The sequence below is a fragment of the Bradyrhizobium liaoningense genome (assembly GCF_018130785.1).
GTDB classification, from domain to species: Bacteria; Pseudomonadota; Alphaproteobacteria; order Rhizobiales; family Xanthobacteraceae; genus Bradyrhizobium; species Bradyrhizobium liaoningense_A.
In genome coordinates, this window is the sequence record NZ_JAFCJT010000006.1 from 190,890 (window position 1) to 204,204 (window position 13,315).

Here is a 13,315-nt window from a genome sequence, read left to right on the forward strand (position 1 = left end):
TTCATAGGTGCTGCGCGCGCTCGGCATTAACGGCCGCACGCAAGCTGCGTGCGGTGCAATATGTTGCGTTGCGGATAGCCGTTTCAGCTCTGCGCGATGTCGCTCTTCGCGAGGTCCCACATCAGGGCATAAGTGCCGACGGAGACCGGCAGCGGGAAGGGCGCCGCAGCAGGGCCGGTGAAGCGCTCGGCAATGACAGCCGAGACCGCGCCGACATGCGTGCCATCGATCAGCACGAACCAGTCGCACGCGCCTTCGTTGCGCTCCGCTGGAATGTCCGCCGTTGCGCCCGACAATTCCGGTTCGCTTTCGAGCAGATGCATCGAGATGATGCCCTCGCGCTTCTCTGGCGCCAGCTTTTCGTGCAGTGCATCACGCCACGTCCCGGCATTGTCGGGGCTCGGCCGCAGCCGCACCACACCGAGCGCTGCGCCGCGACCGGTGCCGTTGCTGATGGTGATGCGCGCGACGACGCGCAGCATGTTCTTGAAATGCGCCATGGTCCGCCGCGACCAGTCGGTCTGGTCGGCGAGCCGCGCCCGGTAGGCGGGACTGTCGAGCACGTCCAGCGTCTCGGTCGAATACAGCGAGAGATATTTGGGATTGGCGGCATGCGCGACATAGCGCCGCGCCTCCAGGAATCCCTCGATCGCGACGCGCTCTTCCAGATGCTCGCGATCGTACCAGCGGTTGAAATCGGGCTCGATGGCCGCATCGATATTCATCGACGTCAGCAGCATGCCTTTTCCGGCGAGCGGCATTGTTCTGTCCTTCCCATGCCATCCCCTCATGGTGCGGAGGCGCGCAAGCGCCGTCTCGAACCATGAAGGCTTCCGCTGCTACATCTCGGCCCTCATCCTTCGAGACGCGCGCAAAGGGCGCGCTCCTCGGGATGAGGGGATAGAGCTCTAGCGCGGAATCTTCGAAGCGAGATCGGCGATCGACTTCATGACCGCGTCCCGCACGCCGGCATCATAGAGCGAATGTCCGGCCTCTTCCACGATGCGAATCTCGGAACCCGGCCAAACTTTCGCAAGCCGCTCGGATGTCTCAGGAGGGCACAACAGATCGTAGCGGCCCTGCACGATGATGCCGGGAATTCCGGACAGACGGCCGGCATCGCGCAACAGCTGGTCTTCGCTCATGAAGGAATTGTTGACGAAATAATGCGCCTCCATGAACGGCGTCGCCGGCAGGGTGCGCCAGACATTCAGTGACGCCAGGTCCAGCCGCGTCTTTGCCGCCTTGTGCTCGGACAGAGCGCGCTCGGTGTCGTGCCAGGCGCGCGCGGCGGGTCCATGGATGGCGGGATCGGCATCGAGGATGCGGCGCCAATAGGCGTCCACCGGATGCGCGCGCTGCTCGGGCGGCAGCACGCTCAAAAAATCCTCGTGGAGCGCGGGATAGAATTGCGAGAGGCGCACCGTGAAGCCGGTCTCGACTTCGGCCCGCGTGCCGAGAAAGGTGGCGCGCAGCGCAATGCCGGAGACGCGCTCGGGATGCGTCTGCGCATAAGCCAATGCCAGCGTCGCGCCCCAGGAGCCGCCGACCACCATCCAGCGGTCGAAGCCGAATTTCTCGCGGATCTTCTCCATGTCCGCGATGAGATGCTGCGTCGTGTTGTGCTCGCGCGATCCCTTGGGACGGCTGCGGCCGCAGCCGCGCTGGTCGAACAGCACGGCATGGAAACGGTCAGGATCAAAGAGCCTGCGATGATCCGGCTGGCAACCGCTGCCGGGACCGCCATGCAGATAGATTGCGGGAATGCCGTCAGCGCGGCCGACGCTCTCGACATAGAGCTCGTGGCCGTCGCCGACATCGAGCATTTCGGAGGTCAGCGGCGCAAAGGGATCGGCACGTTTGGCGGATGCGGCCGCGTCGGCGTCAGGCGTCATTCCCGGATTCCAGAGTGCCGCCGGCGAAATTGCGATAGAGGAAGCGGCTGGTCTCGCCCTCGGCCTCGCGCTCGGCCTGCTTGAAGATGGTCTCGTGCAGCGGCGACAGCGCGCAGGCCGGATCGGTGTTGGCGGCGTCACCCGTCAGCGCGAAGGCCTGGCAGCGGCAGCCGCCGAAATCGATCTCGCGGAACTCGCAACTCTTGCACGGCTCCTTCATCCAGCCGGTGCCGCGATAGCGGTTGAAGGCGTCCGAGTTCTGCCAGATCCAGGCGATCGAATGGTTGGAGCGCACCGACTCGAAATCGAGCCCGGTGATGCTCTCGGCGGCATGGCACGGCAACACCTTGCCGGCGGGCGAGATGTTGAAGAACTGCCGGCCCCAGCCGCCCATGCACTTCTTCGGCCGCAGCGCATAGTAATCGGGAACGACATAGTCGATGGCGAGTGTGCCCTTGAGCCGCTCGCGCGCCTCCTCGACGATGCGGGTGCACTCGTCGAGCTGCGCGACCGTCGGCATCAGCGCGGCGCGGTTCTTCAGCGCCCAGCCGTAATATTGCACATTGGCGACCTCGAGCCGGTCGGCGTCGAGATCGATCGACATCTGGATGATGTCGGGGAGCTGGTGCAGGTTCTGCCGGTGCATGACTGCGTTCACGGTGAGCGGCAGGTCGAGCTCGCGCGTCCATTTCGCCACTTCGAGCTTCTTGCGGTGGCCGTTTTTATAGCCGGCGACGCGATCGGCGAGGCCTTCCTCGACGCCCTGGAAACTGATCTGCACGTGGCAAAGCCCGGCGTCCGCGAGCGCGCTGAGCCGCTCGCGCGTCAGCAGCACGGCCGAGGTGATCAAATTGGTGTAGAGGCCGACGTCGCTGGCATGCTTGACCAGCTCGACGAGGTCCTTGCGCGCGGTCGGCTCGCCGCCGGAGAAATGCACCTGGAGCACGCCGATCTCGGCGAGCTCGCTCAGCACCTTCTTCCATTCCTCGGTGGTCAGCTCCTTGCCCGAGCGGTCGAGCTCGACCGGGTTGGAGCAATAGGGGCATTGCAGCGGGCAGCGGTGCGTGATCTCGAGCAGCACGGCGAGCGGAATGCCAAACGTCTCCGCCGTCGAGCGGCTCTTCTCCAGCACCGCGAGGCTGTCGCTGGCGTTGGTCGGGATGCCGGGATTGCCGAGCACATCGCTCATGACGTCTTCTCCCGGGCCTCGGTGAGGAAGCCCTTGTCGGCGAGATCCTGGAGCATGACGATGACGTCGGCCAGGATCGCCTCGCGCGGCGCGGCGTATTTCGCGGCCAGCTGGTCGGCGACGTCGCCGACATTGCGCTCGCCGTTGCAGAGCTGCAAGACCTCGACCGCGATCTCGTCGGGCGCCAGCACCCGTTCCGGTGCCAGGATCACCCAGACCTTTCGCGTCTCGTCATATTTCAGCTTGGCATGCCGCGGCAGCACCGGGCGGCTTGCCTCGCTGACGCTGATGTTGCGCGGCCCGGCCATTGCTCTGTCCCTTAACTCGCTTTGGGCACGAAGGCGCCCGGCGGAATGTGGCCTTCGACATAGGCGTGCTGGAGCGCATCGAGCTGCACCCACAGCACGTTGGTCTTGAAGATCAGCGCGTTGCACACCTGCGCGCGCTGCTCCGGCGTCGTGGCATGCGCCTTGACATAGTCGAGCGCGAAACCTGCGTCGCGCGGCGCCTGCGCCAGCCGCCGCTTGAAATAGCTCATGATGTCAGGATTGACGAAGTCGTAATGCTCCAGCATGCCGGAGATGCGTTCTTCATGCAGGTTCGGCGCGAACAGCTCGGTGAGCGAGGAGGCGATCGCTTCCAGCGGGCTCTTCTCGCGGCAGTAATGGACATAGGCTTCCACCGCGAAGCGCGTCGCCGGCAAGATGCCTTCGGTCGATTCCACGTAAGCCGTGTCGAGCCCGAGGCCTTCGGTCAGCTTCAGCCAGCGCTCGATGCCGCCCTCGGAGCCGACATCGCCGTCATGGTCCTCGATGCGGTGGCGCCATTCCAGCCGCGTGGCGCGGTCGCGGAAGCGCGAGATCACTACGGCGTCCTTGATCGGGATCGTGCTCTGGTAATAGTAGCGGTTCAGCGCCCAGGCCTGCACCTGGCCCTTGTTCAGCTTGCCGCCGTGCAGCAGCTTATGGAACGGATGCAGGCTGTGATAGCGCGTCGCGCCGATATGGCGCAGCGTCGCCTCCAGCTCCTCGGCCGAGTTGAGCCTGATGTCCTTGCCGATCGAGAGCGCGGTCATTCCAGTCAGTGACGCGGCATTCACAGCACGATCTCCATTCCGTCGGCGGGTATCTGCCAGCCCGCCGCCTCGAGCGCTTTACGCTCCGGCGTATCGGGCAGCAGCGCCGGATTCGAGTTATTGATATGCAGAAACATCTTCCTGTCGAGAGTGAGGTCGGCTAGGCGCGCGATCGCGCCATCGTGACCGGACATCGCGACATGGCCCATGCTCTTGCCGGTCTTGTGGCCGAGCCCGGCCCGGATCATCTCGTCGTCCTGCCAGACCGTGCCGTCGAAGAACACCAGCGCTGCGCCATCGATCTCGGCCTTGAGCGCGTCGGTGACCTCGGCGCAGGCGGCGATGAAATAGAAGCATTTGCCGGTGGTCTTGTCGGTGACCTTCAGGCCCAGCGTATCGCCGTCGCCAACTTCGCCGCCGGGATGCGCCTTGCCTTCCAGATACCAGGCCGACTTTCCGGGCACGGCGAAGGGCAGCACTTCCAGCCCCGAGCGCGCGCCATCAGGCAATCGCGGCTCAAAGGGCTCGCTGATGCCGACCGGCTGGCGCCGCACGTTCTTCTCGTTCAGCACGTTGAAGATGCTGTTGGCGCTGAGAATCGCCAGCACCTTCTCATGGGCGTAGAGCGTGAAGGGCGAGCCCTCGCGCATCGACAGCAGGCCCGCGACCGCATCCACTTCGCTGTTGGTCAGGATCACGCCGGCGATTGGCGTATGGCGCAACGCGCCGGCCCTGGGATGCAGTTGCGGCGTGGCGTTCAACTGCTGACGAAGATCGGGGGACGCGTTGATCAGGAACCAATGCTCGCCGTCGCCGCTGAAGGCGACCGAGGCCTGGGTTCGCTGAAGCTCCTGGCCGTTTTCACGGGCCGCCCGGCAGCCCTCACACCCGCAATTCCATTGCGGGACTCCGCCGCCGGCCCCGGCGCCCAGGACGACGACGCGAAGCATACTACGTCTCCTGGAGGGAACGTCGCGAGGTGGATCTCAGGCCGACACAGATGCCGACAAACTTAATATCTTCCGGAAACCGATCGTGACCGAAAGATCCACCTGCGCAGAACGCAAACCACCAACCGCCTACTTGCGGGTGGCGCTGACATACATATTGATTTCCATGCCACACGGCACTTCGACGATCTTCGGGGCTTTCCAGGCCATTTTGGCTCTCCATGTCACGAATTCGGACGTATCCGCCCAACGGTTAAATTAATGCGAGCGGAAAAGTTCGCTAGTGAAATCTTCCCGAGAAAGTCATGTTGCGCCGCGAAAAATGATGGGGGAACATCACTTCCGGTGATGCTGCCTTGCGCATGGCGCATTCGGTCGCGAACCCTGTCCTGATAAAGCAGTTGTGAGTGCAGTGCAGCTTTCAATCCGGTACAGGCGACCCAATTGGACCTTCGTGATGCCCAGATACTTCTTCAACACCCGCATCGGCGACGAACTGATCGTGGATCCCGACGGAGAGGACCTGCGTAACCCCGATCGCGCCTGGGAGGTCGCCCGCCAGATGATCCTGGAGGTGGTGAGGTCGGAGGGCGCCCAGCCGGCGCTGCTCGAGGCGGTGATCGAAGTGACCGACGTCGAGGGGGAGATCGTGCTGGAGTTTCCCTTCAGCGAGGCCCTTTTGGACATGCCGGACCAGTCCGCGACGAGGCATTGAGGCCCTAGGCCAAGCTCCCTCCACCGTCATTTCGAGCGAAGCGAAGCAATCCAGAATCCCTCCGCGGAGGCAGTCTGGATTGCTTCGTCGCGCCGCTCCTCGCAATGACGGCAAATGCGGCAATCCGGGGCGTTCGCTCCCCGCGAAATCCGCATGGCTTTGCTGCGTTCCCGGCGCTAAAAGACGCCGGTTAAACGGAGCAAGCCATGCAAGATCTCTGGCGCCTGTCGGCCGCCGACCTCGCGACCCTCGTCAAATCCAAAAAGGTCTCCGCCAGGGAGGCAGCCAAGGCCGGTTTGGCCCGCCTGGACGCCGTCAATCCCCAGCTCAACGCGGTGATCGACCACCGGCCGGAGGACGTGCTCAAGCAGGCTGACGCCGTCGATGCCGCCATCGCCAGGGGAGAGGATCCCGGTGTGCTCGCCGGCGTGCCCGTCACCATCAAGGCCAATGTCGACCAGGAAGGCTTTGCCACTACCAACGGCCTGAAGCTCCAGCGCGACCTGATCGCGCGCGAGGACAATCCGGTGGTCGCCAATTTCCGCAAATCCGGCGCCATTCTCCTTGGCCGCACCAATTGTCCGGCCTTCTCCTATCGCTGGTTCACCACCAACCTCGTCCATGGCGACACCAAGAACCCCCGCGACGCCTCGCTGACGCCGGGCGGCTCGTCCGGCGGCGCCGGCTCGGCGGTCGCGGCCGGCATCGGCCACATCGCCCATGGCACCGACATCGCCGGCTCGGTCCGCTACCCCGCTTATGCCTGCGGCGTGCACGGCCTGCGCCCGACTTTGGGCCGCATCCCCGCCTTCAACCCGGCACTGCCGGAGCGTCCGATCGGGCCGCAGATCATGGCAGTGTCGGGTCCGCTGGCGCGCACCGTCAACGACCTCAGGATCTCGCTCGAAGCGATGTCGGCCCGCGACATCCGCGACCCCTGGTTCGTGCCGGCGCCGCTGGAAGGCCCCGCGCGGCCGAAGCGCGCCGCGCTCTGCCTCAACCCGAACGGTCTTGCCACCACGCCTGAAGTGAAGGCCGCGGTGAGCGATGCCGGCAAGCGGCTCGAGCGTGCCGGCTGGACCGTCGAAATGATCGAGGACACGCCACCGATGCGTGAAGCCGTCGAGTGGCAGATCAAGCTGTGGCTCGGCGACGGCTATGAGGCGCAGCTCGAGATGGCCGAGCGTGAAGGCGATCCCGGCGCGCTGGCGTGCCTCCGCGGCAATCGCGGCAGAGTCACGCCAATGGATCAGGCCAACTACGCCAAGGCACTGACCCGCCGCGCCACGCTGACGCGCGACTGGATGATGTTCTTCGAGAGGTACGCCGTGCTGCTGACGCCGGTCTCCGGCGAGCTGCCGTTCCCCGATCATCTCGACCGCAAGGACGACGAGTCCTTTAAGCGGGTCTGGGAAGCGCAGCTGCCGCAGATCGCCATCCCCTTCATGGGATTGCCGGGCCTCGTGGTCTCCACGGGTCTCGTCGGCAAGGCGCCTGTCGGCGTGCACATCGTGTCCGGCCGCTACCGCGAGGATCTATGTCTGCGCGCCGGCGAAGCGATCGAGGCGGGCGGCGTGCCGCCGTCGCCGATCGATCCCGTGGGTTAGCGATGTCTGCGATCTACGACTTCAAGGCCAACTCGCTTCTCGGCGAGGAGGTCGCCCTGCGCCGTTTCGAAGGGCAGGTGCTGCTGATCGTCAACACTGCGAGCAAATGCGGCTTCACGCCACAATATCGCGGGCTGGAGGACCTCTATCGCGATCTCTCGCCGCGCGGCTTTTCCGTGCTCGGCTTTCCCTGCAACCAGTTCGGCGCGCAGGAGCCGGGGCAGGCGAGCGAGATCCAGGCGTTCTGCTCGACCAACTACGACGTCACTTTCCCCCTGTTCGAGAAGATCGACGTCAACGGCGCCCACGCGCACCCTCTGTATGAGTACCTGAAACGCCAGCAATCCGGACTCTTGGGCGCTTCCATCAAATGGAATTTCACCAAATTCCTGGTGGACCGTGCCGGCAAGGTGATCGCGCGCTACGCGCCGACCGCGCGGCCGGAAGGATTGCGGCAGCAAATCGAGACCCTGTTATGAGCGAGACAATCATGAGCGACGAATTTCCGGACCGCCTCTCGGTCGATCCGAACAGCCCCTATTACAATGCGGACATCCTGGCGCGCGACGTCGGCATCCGCTTCAAGGGCGTCGAGAAGACCAATGTCGAGGAGTACTGTATCAGCGAAGGCTGGGTCCGCGTTGCCGCCGGCAACGCCAAGGACCGCTACGGCAACCCGCTGACGATCAAGGTACATGGCCCGGTCGAGCCGTATTTCAGGGACAAGAAGTAGGCGCGAAGCGCTCTCGCCACGCGTCATTGCGAGCGCGGCGAAGCATTCCAGAGTCTATCCGCGGAGGCAGTCTGGATTGCTTCGTCGCAAGAGCTCCTCGCAATGACGGTGGAGATGGCGGCGTCTCACAACAGCGCTGTGGCCCGGGGACGGCGGGCTCTGATTGGCTCAGGTGCTGCAACACACTCCGTCATTGCGAGCGTAGCGAAGCAATCCAGATTTTTCCGCGGAGGTAGTCTGGATTGCTTCGTCGCAAGCGCTCCTAGCAATGACGATGTTGCGAAAGCCTCGCAATCATCTTTTGGTTGTGTTATCGTGGAGGCTCTCCTCAACTGAGCGCAATCATGAAACAGCCTTGCGTGTACATGTTCGCCAATCGCCGCAACGGGACCATCTACACAGGCGTCACCTCGAATCCGCCGCGCCGCGCATTCGAGCATCGTGAGGGGCTGGTAAAGGGCTTCTCGTCGAAATACGCCTGCAAGCTCCTCGTCTGGTACGAATTGCGCGCGACGATGACCGACGCCATCACACGCGAGAAGCAGATCAAGGCTGGGAGCCGGGCGAAGAAACTCGCGCTGATCGAGAGCGCCAATCCAGACTGGACAGATTTATACGAGACGTTGATCTGACCGCAAGACGTTAGCAATCTTGCGCAGGCGGCCGCCACATGCTCCGTCATTGCGAGCGCAGCGAAGCAATCCAGAGTCCACCCACGGAGGTAGTCTGGATTGCTTCGTCGCAAGTGCTCCTCGCAATGACGGTAGAGATGGCGGCGCCTAACAACAGCGCTGTGGCCCGGGGATGGCAAGCTCCGACTGGTTCAGGTGCTGCAACACACTTCGTCATTGCGAGCGCAGCGAAGCAATCCAGACTGCCGCCGCAGAACGACTCTGGATTGCTTCGCTGCGCTCGCAATGACGCGACGTGGCGAAAGCTTGCCGCTTCTTACGACAGCCCCATGTCCGGGCGCGTCGCCATCACCCGCGTTGCAACAGCGGCCGCAGCGTGCGGATATCCGTCACGGCCTCGATCCCATACACCGACTTGATCAGCTGCTCCGCCTTCTGGCCTCCCACCACCGGTGCAATCAGATCGCGCGCCTTCTCGACCACCTCTTCCCGCGTCATCGGATTACGCGGCGTGCCGCGGACGGCGGTGACGCGTTCGGAGAGGCGGGTGCCGTCGGTGAGCTCGATCTCGACAATGGCGACGCGCACCGGCAGCAGCTTTGCCAGTTCCTCGTCGCGTACCAGATTCACCTTGGCGCGTTGCTTCAACACCGCGGCGTCCTGCATGCGCGGCTTGTCGTGGGCGGCGTGGAAGGATGCGGTCTTGTCGAGCAGCATCACGGCGACCATGTGCTGGAGGCAGATATCGGGGATGTCGCGGTTGTCCACGACCTCGGCGACCGACGGGGCAAGGCGCACCGTCACGCGCTTGACCTGCTCGGCCTCGAACGCCCGCTTGCCGCGGATCGCATAGACCGCATCGAGCGGTCCCTGGATCGGCGAGCCCACGGTCCATTTCTTGATGTCAGTGCCTGCGACCTCGTAGCGCTCGCCGAGCTTGTCCACGAGCTTTGCGGTCACAGCCTTCGGCGCATAGGCGAGGAAATAATTGTCCGGGCCTGAGAACACGTCGTCGACGCCGTTCCAGTCCGAACGCACCAGCAGCGCCGCGGTGACGCCGTTGCGGGCCGGCATGCCGGCAAACACAAAACCCTTCTCGATGTGGTCGACGTCGCGCCGCCAAACGATGAAGCCGGATGATTGCTGCGCGGCATAGTCGAGCACCCAGCGCATCCGGCGCGCGTCAAAGCCGGCGACACAAGCTGCAGCAGCCGAGGCGCAGAACGTGCCGGCAATGCTGTGCGTGCTCAGCACGCTCTCATAGCTGAAATCGGCCCCGCCCATCGCCATCACCACGCGCGTGCCGACGTCGTAGCCCAGCGTCACCGCCCGCAGGAAGTGCGCGCCATCGATGCCGAGGTTTTCGCCGAGCGCAAGCGCGGCCGGAACGACCGAAGAGCCGGGATGCGAGCGCGACGGGCTGTGCGAATCGTCGGTCTCGTCGGCATGCGCCATCACGCCGTTGGCGAGTGCGGCCTCGACTGGCGATGCGGTCGATGTCGTGCCGGCGACGGTCGACGTTCCCTGCGCGGCATTGGCGCGGATATAGCGCTGCGCGGCCTGGCCGGGCGGCAGCTCCGACCCTGAGATCATTGAGGCCAGCGTGTCGAGAATGTGGTGCTTGGCGTGTTCGACGACGTCAGGCGGCAGCGCGCGGGTTTTCGCGGCACTCATGTAGTCGCAGAGCGCCGTCATCTCCGGCCCCGAACCGGAGCCTTCCGCGAAACTGCGTGCAGGCGAAAGCGAGAGGCTGGTTGCCGCCGCTGCGGTCAGTCTGAGAAAGTCGCGTCGTTTCATGGTGTCCCGTCTTTGGTGCAGGAGTTCGATGAAACGGATAGCGCTTAGGACAGCCGCGTGTCCAGTAGCCGACGCTGGCGCCAGAAGCGCCCGGGGTGCCACCACATCTCCGTCATTGCGAGCGCAGCGAAGCAATCCAGTCTCTCTCCGCGGAGACAGTCTGGATTGCTTCGTCGCAAGAGCTCCTCGCAATGACGACGGGGCGCGAGCAGGGCTGCCCCTACGACAACCGCATATCCAGCAGCCTGCGTCCTTCGCCCTTCAGCAACTTCTTCACCGCGCTGGACGCCACGACCTCGCCGTCATTGGCGTAGGCTTCGTGGTTCTTCTCGATGTCGTCGAGGCGGTAGAGGTAGTTGACCATCACGCCGGCGGACTCGCGCACGCCCTTCGGCGAGAGATCGCCGAGCCAGTTGATGCGCTCGAGCCGCGCACCGTTGCCGAGATGGAAGCGGGCGACCGAATCGATCAGCTTGCCCTTCGGCGTGCGCGCCTTCAGGAAGTAATAGGCCGCGAGCGGCTCGATCACGGCGCGTAGCAGCGTGACCGTCTCGGGGTTCTCGAACCATTTGGGATCGTCGAGGCGCTTCATTATCTCGCGGTCCTCGTCCGAGAGCGGCAGGTCCCTGTCCTGCTTCACCCATTGCATGAAGCCCGGCACCGGCGACAGCGTCACGAAGGTGTCGAGCTTCGGGGTTTCGCGGCGCAGCTCTTCCACCACCTGCTTGATCAGGAAGCTGCCGAAGGAGATGCCGCCAAGCCCGCGCTGGGTGTTGGAGATCGAATAGAACACCGCGGTGCGCGCGCGTTCGATCGGCAGATGCTGGCGGTCGACCGCTAGCAGCGGCGCGATCGCGCCGGGGATCGTCTCGGTCAGCGCCACCTCGACGAAGATCAGCGGCTCGTCGACCATGGCGGGATGGAAGAAGGCGTAGCAGCGCCGGTCGACCGGATCGATGCGGCGGCGCAGATCGTCCCAGTCGCTGATCTCGTGCACGGCTTCGTAACGGATGATCTTTTCGAGGATGTTGGCCGGGGTCGACCAGTCAATCCGGCGCAGCACGAGAAACCCCCTGTTGAACCACGACGAGAGAAGGTGAGAGACGTCGCGATCGAGCGCGGCGAGATCGGTGTGACCGTTCATCATGCCGAGCAGGTCCGCGCGCATGTTGACGAGATCGCCGGTGCCGCCAGGCGCGCGGTTGAGACGGCGGATCAGCTCCTGCCGGCGCGGCTCGGAGGCGAAGTGCAGGGAGCTCGCGTCTTCGTCGCTGGGCATGGCGCGCCATTTTTCGATCGCCTTGGACAGGCGTTCCCGATCGGGGCCGAAATCGCGCACCAGGGCATCGAAGAAAGCGCGGCGTCCTGCCGCATCCAACTCCTGGTAGATATCGAGCACCTCACGCGCCATGGCAGTGCCCGAAGCTTCGCCACGACCCGACAGCAGCGCACCGCAGAGCTCGATCAGCCCGTCGGCATCGTGCTTGGTGTCGTCGGAATCCCCGCGGCGCAGCAGCGTGCGGCCGCGCTCGGAGATGGTGGCGAGCAGGTCGGAGAAGAAGGCGTTGGCCATCTGGTCTTTTCGATTCCGGTTTGTGCGCTGCGGAAGCTTACACGGGATTTAGGCGGAAGCCGATCACAATCAAGCAGGAGAATTTTGTATCTTTCGTGGTGCCATGCGCCATCAAGGAAGCTGTCATGTCCCGCGAAGGCCGTTGCGCTCCACAACCGCTGTCATGCCCCGGCTTGACCGGGGCATCCAGTACGCTGCGGCCTCTCGGCTCACTCGCTGCCGTAGGGTGGGCAAAGGCGCACTTGCGCCGTGCCCACCATGTCCCGACAGCTGCGAAAGAATTGGTGGGCACGCTTCGCTTTGCCCACCCTACGGCCTTACGGCTTGGCGGCTGCCTCAGCCCTTCCCCGCAAACTCTGTCGGCGTCCGCCCGGTCACCTGGCGGAACGCTGCCGAGAACGCCGGCACGCTGGCATAGCCGAGCTGGGTGGCGAGCTGCTTCACCGACACATTGGCGTCCGTCGATAGCCGCTGGATCGCTGCCGCAACCCTTGCGCGCTGGCACCAGCTCTTGAAGCTCAATTGCGTCTGTGTCGAGAACAGCCGCGACAGCGTGCGGGCGGAGGTTCCGACCTCGCGCGCCAGCGTGTCGATGTCGTGCAGGCCGGTGGGATCGTCGAGCACGATCATGGCGGCGCGCCGGCAGCGCGGTTCATGCGGCAGCGGCACGAAGGTCGCGGAATCCTCGGCCTGGTGCAATTCCAGCATCACGAGGCGAACCAGCAGCTCGGTGCGTTCCTCGGTATTGCGGCCATCGAACAGCGCGAGGATCGCCTGGTTCAGCAGCGGCGACACCCGCACCACGAATTCCTTGGTCAGGCCTTCATGGCGCTGCTCGCGCTTGAGCCAGGACAGGTCGAAATACAGCGTGCGCATCTCGATGTCGGCGAGCAGATCGATGGCATGCTCGAGCCCGGCCGGGACCCAGACCGCGCGGTCCGGCGGCACCAGCCAGCGTCCCCCGGGCGTCGTCACCTGCATCGTGCCTTTGGCCGCATAGATCAGCTGCGCCTCGCGGTGCATGTGCGGGTCGATCCGCATGCCCTTGGGATAGTCGCGGGCGACCAGGTGCACGCCCGCCGTCGAGCGGTGATTGCCCCGGACCTCCCGGAGGATTGGCGTTTCGACGACAGTCATTGGCAGCATCCC

15 protein-coding genes are annotated in these 13,315 nt (G+C 64.5%); 5 read left to right on the plus strand and 10 right to left on the minus strand.

Annotation, left to right across the window (positions count from 1 at the left end; genetic code table 11):
• Nucleotides 1–83: 83 nt before the first annotated feature.
• The 7 genes from JQ627_RS16805 to pqqA form a co-directional block, all read right to left on the minus strand.
• The gene (locus JQ627_RS16805) at nt 84–761 is read right to left on the minus strand and encodes a DUF4286 family protein (protein ID WP_212485274.1); all 678 of its coding nucleotides are present in this window, start codon (nt 759–761) and stop codon (nt 84–86) included.
• Between the two features lie 147 nt (nt 762–908).
• Nucleotides 909–1,895, minus strand: coding sequence for a prolyl aminopeptidase (gene pip / locus JQ627_RS16810; protein WP_212485275.1), 987 nt, complete (start codon nt 1,893–1,895; stop codon nt 909–911).
• Nucleotides 1,885–3,084 carry a pyrroloquinoline quinone biosynthesis protein PqqE gene (gene pqqE, locus JQ627_RS16815; protein ID WP_212485276.1) on the minus strand — a complete coding sequence of 400 codons (1,200 nt, stop codon included), beginning with the start codon at nt 3,082–3,084 and terminating at the stop codon, nt 1,885–1,887. Before pqqE ends, pip begins: the two co-directional genes overlap by 11 nt.
• On the minus strand, nt 3,081–3,392 hold the full coding sequence (pqqD, locus tag JQ627_RS16820) for a pyrroloquinoline quinone biosynthesis peptide chaperone PqqD (RefSeq protein ID WP_014492816.1): 312 nt from the start codon (nt 3,390–3,392) through the stop codon (nt 3,081–3,083). The genes pqqE and pqqD overlap by 4 nt, the downstream gene beginning before the upstream one ends.
• An 11-nt stretch (nt 3,393–3,403) precedes the next feature.
• Entirely contained in the window at nt 3,404–4,159 is a 756-nt protein-coding gene (gene pqqC / locus JQ627_RS16825) for a pyrroloquinoline-quinone synthase PqqC (protein WP_249143149.1), read from the minus strand.
• Between the two features lie 20 nt (nt 4,160–4,179).
• Nucleotides 4,180–5,109, minus strand: coding sequence for a pyrroloquinoline quinone biosynthesis protein PqqB (gene pqqB / locus JQ627_RS16830; protein WP_212485278.1), 930 nt, complete (start codon nt 5,107–5,109; stop codon nt 4,180–4,182).
• A gap of 129 nt (nt 5,110–5,238) precedes the next feature.
• Nucleotides 5,239–5,319, minus strand: a complete 81-nt coding sequence (gene pqqA, locus JQ627_RS16835) for a pyrroloquinoline quinone precursor peptide PqqA (RefSeq protein WP_007595659.1) — start codon at nt 5,317–5,319, stop codon at nt 5,239–5,241.
• 247 nt (nt 5,320–5,566) lie between these two features.
• On the opposite strand from pqqA, the gene JQ627_RS16840 reads away from it, so the two are divergent.
• The 5 genes from JQ627_RS16840 (at nt 5,567) to JQ627_RS16860 (ending at nt 8,796) form a co-directional block, all read left to right on the plus strand.
• Nucleotides 5,567–5,824: a DUF6894 family protein gene (locus JQ627_RS16840; RefSeq protein WP_212485279.1), complete on the plus strand. Its 258-nt coding sequence runs from the start codon at nt 5,567–5,569 to the stop codon at nt 5,822–5,824.
• A 206-nt stretch (nt 5,825–6,030) separates the two neighbouring features.
• Nucleotides 6,031–7,431, plus strand: a complete 1,401-nt coding sequence (locus JQ627_RS16845) for an amidase family protein (protein ID WP_212485280.1) — start codon at nt 6,031–6,033, stop codon at nt 7,429–7,431.
• Nucleotides 7,432–7,433: 2 nt separating this feature from the next.
• Nucleotides 7,434–7,910 carry a glutathione peroxidase gene (locus tag JQ627_RS16850; RefSeq protein WP_212485281.1) on the plus strand — a complete coding sequence of 159 codons (477 nt, stop codon included), beginning with the start codon at nt 7,434–7,436 and terminating at the stop codon, nt 7,908–7,910.
• A complete protein-coding gene (locus JQ627_RS16855; RefSeq protein WP_212485282.1) occupies nt 7,907–8,164 on the plus strand; it encodes a DUF3297 family protein in 258 nt (85 codons plus the stop codon). Before JQ627_RS16850 ends, JQ627_RS16855 begins: the two co-directional genes overlap by 4 nt.
• A gap of 344 nt (nt 8,165–8,508) precedes the next feature.
• Nucleotides 8,509–8,796 (plus strand): GIY-YIG nuclease family protein, encoded by a 288-nt coding sequence (locus JQ627_RS16860; protein WP_212485283.1) that lies wholly within the window; start codon nt 8,509–8,511, stop codon nt 8,794–8,796.
• A 348-nt stretch (nt 8,797–9,144) separates the two neighbouring features.
• Here JQ627_RS16860 and JQ627_RS16865 read toward each other — a convergent pair whose 3' ends face one another.
• The 3 genes from JQ627_RS16865 to JQ627_RS16875 all read right to left on the minus strand — a co-directional run bounded on the left by JQ627_RS16865 (nt 9,145) and on the right by JQ627_RS16875 (nt 13,303).
• Nucleotides 9,145–10,593 (minus strand): MmgE/PrpD family protein, encoded by a 1,449-nt coding sequence (locus JQ627_RS16865; protein WP_212485284.1) that lies wholly within the window; start codon nt 10,591–10,593, stop codon nt 9,145–9,147.
• Between the two features lie 220 nt (nt 10,594–10,813).
• Nucleotides 10,814–12,166 (minus strand): malonyl-CoA decarboxylase, encoded by a 1,353-nt coding sequence (locus tag JQ627_RS16870; RefSeq protein ID WP_212485285.1) that lies wholly within the window; start codon nt 12,164–12,166, stop codon nt 10,814–10,816.
• A 336-nt stretch (nt 12,167–12,502) separates the two neighbouring features.
• On the minus strand, nt 12,503–13,303 hold the full coding sequence (locus JQ627_RS16875; RefSeq protein WP_212485286.1) for a helix-turn-helix transcriptional regulator: 801 nt from the start codon (nt 13,301–13,303) through the stop codon (nt 12,503–12,505).
• Nucleotides 13,304–13,315 lie beyond the last annotated feature (12 nt).

Coding starts and splice junctions, on each gene's coding strand:
- pqqC (WP_249143149.1), bottom strand. CDS start 4,159: ATGACCGCGCTCTCGATCGGCAAGGACATCAGGCTCAACTCGGCCGAG.
- JQ627_RS16850 (WP_212485281.1), top strand. CDS start 7,434: ATGTCTGCGATCTACGACTTCAAGGCCAACTCGCTTCTCGGCGAGGAG.
- pip (WP_212485275.1), bottom strand. CDS start 1,895: ATGACGCCTGACGCCGACGCGGCCGCATCCGCCAAACGTGCCGATCCC.
- pqqE (WP_212485276.1), bottom strand. CDS start 3,084: ATGAGCGATGTGCTCGGCAATCCCGGCATCCCGACCAACGCCAGCGAC.
- JQ627_RS16845 (WP_212485280.1), top strand. CDS start 6,031: ATGCAAGATCTCTGGCGCCTGTCGGCCGCCGACCTCGCGACCCTCGTC.
- JQ627_RS16855 (WP_212485282.1), top strand. CDS start 7,907: ATGAGCGAGACAATCATGAGCGACGAATTTCCGGACCGCCTCTCGGTC.
- JQ627_RS16805 (WP_212485274.1), bottom strand. CDS start 761: ATGCCGCTCGCCGGAAAAGGCATGCTGCTGACGTCGATGAATATCGAT.
- JQ627_RS16875 (WP_212485286.1), bottom strand. CDS start 13,303: ATGACTGTCGTCGAAACGCCAATCCTCCGGGAGGTCCGGGGCAATCAC.
- JQ627_RS16870 (WP_212485285.1), bottom strand. CDS start 12,166: ATGGCCAACGCCTTCTTCTCCGACCTGCTCGCCACCATCTCCGAGCGC.
- JQ627_RS16840 (WP_212485279.1), top strand. CDS start 5,567: ATGCCCAGATACTTCTTCAACACCCGCATCGGCGACGAACTGATCGTG.
- JQ627_RS16860 (WP_212485283.1), top strand. CDS start 8,509: ATGAAACAGCCTTGCGTGTACATGTTCGCCAATCGCCGCAACGGGACC.
- pqqD (WP_014492816.1), bottom strand. CDS start 3,392: ATGGCCGGGCCGCGCAACATCAGCGTCAGCGAGGCAAGCCGCCCGGTG.
- JQ627_RS16865 (WP_212485284.1), bottom strand. CDS start 10,593: ATGAAACGACGCGACTTTCTCAGACTGACCGCAGCGGCGGCAACCAGC.
- pqqA (WP_007595659.1), bottom strand. CDS start 5,319: ATGGCCTGGAAAGCCCCGAAGATCGTCGAAGTGCCGTGTGGCATGGAA.
- pqqB (WP_212485278.1), bottom strand. CDS start 5,109: ATGCTTCGCGTCGTCGTCCTGGGCGCCGGGGCCGGCGGCGGAGTCCCG.